Genomic DNA, 6,473 nt, shown 5'->3' on the forward strand with positions numbered 1-6,473 from the left:
AGGGCCTCAGTGCAGGCCCTGGATGTAGCTGGAAACCGCAGCGATGTCTTCGTCGCTCAGCTTGCGTGCGATGGTGCGCATGGTCATTGCGTCGCCGTCGTTGGCGCGACCGCCGTCTTCCTTGCGGAAATCGGTCAGTTGCTTGGCGATGTATTGAGCGTGCTGGCCACCCAGGTGCGGGAAGCCTGCGGCGGCATTGCCGGAGCCGTTCGGCGAGTGGCAGCCGGTGCAGGCTGGCAGACCTTTTTCCAGATTGCCGCCACGGAACAGCGCTTCACCGCGAGCGACGATCTTCGGATCGGCGGCGCCGACGCTGCCTTTCTGGCTGGCGAAGTACGCAGCGATGTCGGCCAGATCCTGGTCATTCAGGTTGGTCAGCAGCCCGGTCATTTCCAGCACCACGCGCTTGCCCGACTTGATGTCGTGCAATTGCTTGTCGAGGTAGCGTTCACCTTGACCTGCCAGTTTCGGAAAGTTTGGCGCCATGCTGTTGCCGTCCGGGCCGTGGCAGGCTCCGCACACGGCAGCTTTGGCCTGGCCTGCTGCGGCATCGCCGGCAGCATGGGCGACACCTGAAATTCCCACGGTCAACAGCAGACTCACGATCAATTTGTTCATCAGCTAATCCAACTACGGCTAAGGGTTAAGTTATGGACCGGGCTTACTCTCGCTCATCCAAAGGATGATGGCCTGGTAATCCTCGGCACTGCAGTCCATGCACAAACCACGCGGCGGCATCGCCTTGAAACCCTGGGTCACGTGTTGCACCAGCGTCCCCATACCTTTCGCCAACCTCGGCGTCCAAGCTTCCTGATCGCCTCTTGCGGGCGCCATGGGTAGTTGGCCGGAATGACAGGCACCACAAACACGGTTGTACACAGCTTCCGGATCCTGTGTAGCCTGTGCGCTGTAAAGCGGCATCAAGACTCCGGCAGCCAGCAGCCATTTCGTCATAAAACGACCTTTTCAGGGTTGAGAGCGTTCTGCGTTCTAATGCGCATTCAAAGTCTGTCGCTCTCGTGAACTTCATCCTTCGCTGGGACAAAGCACACACAAAATCTGCGGCATTATATACTGGCGTCACTGAAACGGAAGCGACACCGCGTTCCGCGCCCAATCCCGGCGCCGCCCACATCGGAAATCCCATGCAACTCAAGAATCCCATCCTCGGCCTGTGCCAACAGTCCACGTTCATGCTCAGTGCCGCCAAAGTCGATCAATGCCCAGACGACGAAGGCTTCGAAGTGGCGTTTGCCGGTCGTTCCAACGCTGGCAAATCCAGCGCGCTGAACACCCTGACCCACGCCAGCCTGGCGCGCACCTCGAAAACTCCGGGTCGCACACAGCTGTTGAACTTCTTCAAGCTAGACGATGATCGCCGTCTGGTCGACCTGCCGGGCTACGGTTATGCAAAAGTACCGATCCCGCTCAAGCAACACTGGCAGCGCCACCTCGAGGCTTACCTCGGTGGTCGGGAGAGTTTGAAAGGTCTGATTCTGATGATGGACATCCGCCATCCGATGACCGACTTCGACCTGCTGATGCTCGACTGGGCCGTCGCCGCCGGCATGCCGATGCACATCCTGCTGACCAAGGCCGACAAGCTCACCTACGGCGCAGCCAAGAACACCTTGTTGAAAGTACAGTCGGAAATCCGCAAAGGCTGGGGCGACTCGATCACCATCCAGTTGTTCTCCGCCCCAAAACGCATGGGCCTGGAAGAGGCCTACACTGTATTGGCCAACTGGATGGAACTGGCAGACAAAGGCGCCGAGGCGGCAGCCGAGTAAGACAATTTCAAAACTGACTGTGGTGCTGTCAGGCAAGGCGAGAGTAACGCTAAAAAGCGGAGTTTAGGGGACCTAAATGAGCTTTTTTAGCGATGCTTTTAACGCAGCATGGCCGCGCTTCAGCCGATTTTTGGGCAAAAAAAGCCCCGGATTTCATTGGGGAGGGAGAAATTCCGGGGTTCAAGTTCCGAACCGCTAGGGCGGGGTTCAGATATCTGCCAACACTTAACACAACATAGGAGCATCGAAGGGCTTCACCAGCCATTCAGTACCTCTGAGTGTTCGATCGACAGATTAGTTCAGATTTTTTTCAAAAAGCTTTGGAATAGCCTCAAGCATTTATCGGTCTAAGCCCGGTTCCCGGGCTTGCCGCGACGGCGCGTCGCGGCAACTCTGCCAATATTCAGTGCGCCTCATCCCAGTTGTTGCCCACGCCAACTTCCACCAGCAGCGGCACATCCAGTTTCGCCGCTTCGCTCATGTGCGTACGAATCTCGGCGCTGACCTGCTCGACCAGATCCTCGCGAACCTCCAGCACCAGTTCGTCGTGCACTTGCAGGATGACCCGCGCGTCCAGACCCGACGCGGTCAGCCAGTTATCCACAGCCACCATGGCTTTCTTGATGATGTCCGCTGCCGTGCCCTGCATCGGCGCGTTGATCGCTGTGCGTTCTGCAGCGGCGCGTTCTTGCGGCTTGTTCGAGTTGATCTCCGGCAGGTAGAGGCGACGCCCGAAGAAAGTTTCGACGTAACCCTGATCCGCCGCCTGCGCGCGGGTGCGCTCCATGTATTCGCGAACACCTGGATAACGGGCGAAGTAGGTGTCGATGTAAGCCTTGGCGGTCTTGGTGTCGACGCCGATGTCCTTGCCGAGCTTCTGCGCGCCCATGCCGTAGATCAGACCGAAGTTGATCGCCTTGGCGCTGCGGCGCTGGTCGGAGGTCACTTGATCGAGCTCGACCTTGAATACTTCGGCAGCGGTTGCAGTGTGCACGTCGAGATTGTTACGGAAGGCGTTCATCAGGCCTTCGTCGCGGGACAGGTGCGCCATGATCCGCAGTTCGATCTGCGAATAGTCCGCCGCCAGCAGTTTGTAGCCTTTGGGTGCGACGAACGCCTGACGAATGCGTCGGCCTTCGGCGGTGCGCACCGGAATGTTCTGCAGGTTCGGATCACTGGAGGACAGGCGCCCGGTCGAAGCCACAGCCTGGTGATACGAGGTGTGGATGCGCCCGGTGCGCGGGTTGATCTGCTCCGGCAGGCGATCGGTGTAAGTGCTTTTCAGCTTGCTCATCGAGCGGTGCTCCATCAGCACCTTCGGCAAGCGGTGATCGTCTTCGGCGAGTTTCGCCAACACTTCTTCAGCGGTGGACGGCTGGCCTTTGGCGGTTTTCTTCAGCACCGGCAGGCCGAGCTTTTCATAAAGAATCACGCCCAGCTGCTTCGGCGAGCCGAGGTTGAATTCTTCCCCGGCGATTTCGAAGGCCTCACGCTCCAGCGCGACCATTTTGTTGCCAAGCTCAATGCTCTGAATGCCCAGCAACTCGGCATCGACGAACGCGCCCTGGCGTTCGATGCGAGCCAGCACTGGCACCAGCGGGATCTCAATGTCGGTCAGCACGCTGGCCAGGCTCGGAATCGCGCTGAGCTTGTCGAACAGGGCCTGATGCAGGCGCAGGGTGATGTCGGCGTCTTCAGCGGCGTACGGCCCGGCCTGTTCCAGGGCGATCTGGTCGAAGGTCAGCTGCTTGGCACCTTTGCCGGCGATGTCCTGGAAGCTCACCGTGGTGTGATCGAGGTATTTCTGCGCGAGGCTGTCCATGTCATGGCGGGTTGCGGTGGAGTTGAGTACGTAGGACTCGAGCATGGTGTCGAAGGCGATGCCGCGCACGCTGATGCCTTCACTCTGATCGCCGCCAATGGCGCAGTTGGCCAGAATGTTCATGTCGAACTTGGCGTGCTGGCCGACCTTGAGTTTGTTCGGGTCTTCCAGAATCGGCTTGAGTGCGCGCAGCACGGTGTCGCGATCCAGCTGCTCCGGCACGCCGATGTAGGAATGGGTCAGCGGGATGTACGCGGCTTCGTTGGCCTGTACGGCGAACGACAGGCCAACCAGTTGCGCCTGCTGCGCGTCGATGCCGGTGGTCTCGGTGTCGAAGGCGATCAGTTTGGCGTTGCGCAGTTTTTCCAGCCAGACGTCGAAGCGGGCCTGATCGAGGATGGTTTCGTATGCGGCCTCGACAGGAGCAACAGGTGCCTCGGCTTGCGGGGCGCTGAACAGATCGCCCGCCGGCGCAGGTTCGGCCGCCGCGCTCAGTTCCAGACGCTTGGCATCGCGATCCAGATCATTGAGCCAGCTCTTGAATTCCAGCAGGGTGTACAGCTCGTAGAGTTTGGCCGGGTCTTCCGCGCCCATTTGCAGATCATCGAGACCGATATCCAGCGGCACATCGACCTTGATGGTCGCCAGTTGATAGGACAGGAAAGCCATCTCCCGGTGCTCTTCGAGCTTGGCCGGCAAGTTTTTTGCGCCACGGATCGGCAGGGTCGGCACGATATCGAGGTTGGCGTACAGCTCGGTCAGGCCGCCGTTGACGCCGACCAGCAGGCCGGACGCCGTCTTCGGGCCGATGCCCGGCACGCCCGGAATGTTGTCGGACGAATCGCCCATCAGCGCCAGATAATCGATGATCTGATCCGGTGCGACGCCAAATTTCTCCTTAACGCCCTCCACATCCATCGAGCTACCGGACATGGTGTTGACCAAGGTAATGTGGCCATCGACCAGTTGCGCCATGTCCTTGTCACCGGTGGAGATGATCACCGGGCGATCGGCCGCCGCGCTGCTGCGGGCGAGGGTGCCGATCACATCGTCGGCCTCGACGCCGTCGACGCACAGCAGCGGGAAGCCGAGGGCGATCACGCTCTGGTGCAGCGGCTCGATCTGCACGCGCATGTCATCGGGCATGCTTGGTCGGTTGGCCTTGTATTCGGCGTACATCTCATCGCGAAATGTCCCGCCCTTGGCGTCGAACACTACGGCGAAGGGGCTGTCCGGGTACTGCTTGCGCAGACTCTTGAGCATGTTCAGCACGCCTTTGACCGCACCGGTCGGCAGGCCTTTGGACGTGGTCAGTGGTGGCAGTGCATGAAAGGCGCGGTACAGGTAAGACGAACCGTCCACCAGGACGAGGGGGGCTTGGCTCATGAGCAGGATCAACCTTTTCGGCGGGTCCGGGGCTAGAATAGCGGGACCGTTGACGACAAAGGGACAAGGTTATCATGCGTACGTTAAATCGCTTGCTGCTGGTCGGGTTGATCGCTGTCTCACCACTGGCCGCGATGGCGGCGGATGATGCGCCGGGCGGCGACCCCGAGGTCACCATCCGCACGGAGGGCGACAAGACCATTGAGGAGTACCGCCAGAACGGTTTCCTGTATGCGATCAAAGTCACGCCAAAGGGCGCGCCGCCGTACTTTCTGGTGCGCGCCGACGGGACGGATGCCAATTTCATCCGTTCGGATCAGCCGGATATGCTGATCCCGTCATGGAAGATATTCGAATGGAAGTAGGTTTTAATTCACCCGGCGCCGCCGTTGCGGCGCCCGTACTGGCAGTTAAGACATGTCTGTGTTCACTCCCCTGGCTCGGCCCGAGCTGGAAACCTTTCTCGCCCCTTACGGGCTCGGCCGCCTGCTTGATTTCCAGGGGATCGCCGCCGGCAGCGAAAACACCAATTTCTTCATCAGCCTGGAGCAGGGCGAGTTTGTCCTGACCCTGGTCGAGCGCGGCCCGGTGCAAGAGATGCCGTTCTTCATCGACCTGCTCGACGTGCTGCACGAAGCCGAACTGCCGGTGCCTTACGCCCTGCGCACCACCGACGGCTTGGCCCTGCGTGAGCTCAAAGGCAAACCGGCGCTGCTGCAACCGCGCTTGTCCGGCAAGCACATCAAAGTCGCCAACGCCCAGCATTGCGCCCAGGTCGGCGAGTTGCAGGCGCATCTGCACCTGGCGACCCAGGGCGAGCGCATGATCAAGCGCAAGACCGATCGTGGCCTGGACTGGATGCTGGAAGAAGGTACTGAATTTCTCTCGCACCTGAGCGATGAGCCGCGTGCCTTGCTGCAAAAGGCGCTGGATGAGATCACCGAGCGCAAAGACAAGATCCTCGCGCTGCCTCGGGCGAACATTCACGCCGACCTGTTCCGCGACAACGCCATGTTCGAAGGCACCCACCTGACCGGGCTGATCGACTTCTACAACGCCTGCTCGGGGCCGATGCTGTACGACGTGGCAATTGCCTTGAATGACTGGTGTTCTGACGAGGAGGGCGTGATCGATGGCCCGCGCGCGCGTGCGTTTCTCGGTGCCTATGCGGCGCTGCGGCCGTTCACGGCGGCGGAGGCTGAGCTCTGGCCAACGATGTTGCGTGTGGCCTGTGTGCGGTTCTGGCTGTCACGCTTGATCGCCGCCGAGCAGTTCGCCGGGCAGGATGTGTTGATTCACGATCCGCAGGAATTCGAGCAGCGCCTGGCGCAGCGGCAGAAGGTCAGCACACCGTTGCCTTTCGCCCTTTAAGATCAAAAGATCGCAGCCTTCGGCAGCTCCTACAAGGGATTGATGTACACCCTGTAGATACTCTGTTCACGGTCAAGCTTTTTGGGTGTGTTTACCGCTAAAAA

The 6,473-nt window shown here is 60.1% G+C and carries 6 protein-coding genes; 3 read left to right on the forward strand and 3 right to left on the reverse strand.

Annotated elements, in window-relative coordinates; translation table 11 throughout:
• Positions 1–6 precede the first annotated feature (6 nt).
• Both D8U82_RS24960 and D8U82_RS24965 read right to left on the reverse strand, forming a co-directional pair.
• Positions 7–618 carry a c-type cytochrome gene (locus D8U82_RS24960; RefSeq protein ID WP_016772348.1) on the reverse strand — a complete coding sequence of 204 codons (612 nt, stop codon included), beginning with the start codon at positions 616–618 and terminating at the stop codon, positions 7–9.
• Positions 619–648: 30 nt separating this feature from the next.
• Positions 649–954 (reverse strand): c-type cytochrome, encoded by a 306-nt coding sequence (locus tag D8U82_RS24965; RefSeq protein WP_016772347.1) that lies wholly within the window; start codon positions 952–954, stop codon positions 649–651.
• Positions 955–1,145: 191 nt separating this feature from the next.
• Here D8U82_RS24965 and yihA point away from each other — a divergent pair, with 191 nt between their 5' ends.
• Positions 1,146–1,790, forward strand: a complete 645-nt coding sequence (yihA, locus tag D8U82_RS24970; RefSeq protein ID WP_110599637.1) for a ribosome biogenesis GTP-binding protein YihA/YsxC — start codon at positions 1,146–1,148, stop codon at positions 1,788–1,790.
• Positions 1,791–2,193: 403 nt separating this feature from the next.
• On the opposite strand, the gene polA is transcribed toward yihA, so the two are convergent.
• On the reverse strand, positions 2,194–4,998 hold the full coding sequence (gene polA, locus D8U82_RS24975) for a DNA polymerase I (RefSeq protein WP_130903180.1): 2,805 nt from the start codon (positions 4,996–4,998) through the stop codon (positions 2,194–2,196).
• Between the two features lie 74 nt (positions 4,999–5,072).
• On the opposite strand from polA, the gene D8U82_RS24980 reads away from it, so the two are divergent.
• Both D8U82_RS24980 and D8U82_RS24985 read left to right on the forward strand, forming a co-directional pair.
• Positions 5,073–5,363, forward strand: coding sequence for a DUF2782 domain-containing protein (locus tag D8U82_RS24980; RefSeq protein ID WP_016772345.1), 291 nt, complete (start codon positions 5,073–5,075; stop codon positions 5,361–5,363).
• Between the two features lie 52 nt (positions 5,364–5,415).
• Positions 5,416–6,369, forward strand: coding sequence for a homoserine kinase (locus D8U82_RS24985; RefSeq protein WP_016772344.1), 954 nt, complete (start codon positions 5,416–5,418; stop codon positions 6,367–6,369).
• Positions 6,370–6,473 lie beyond the last annotated feature (104 nt).

The organism is Pseudomonas sp. Sample_23 (assembly GCF_004307595.1).
GTDB classification, from domain to species: Bacteria; Pseudomonadota; Gammaproteobacteria; order Pseudomonadales; family Pseudomonadaceae; genus Aquipseudomonas; species Aquipseudomonas atacamensis.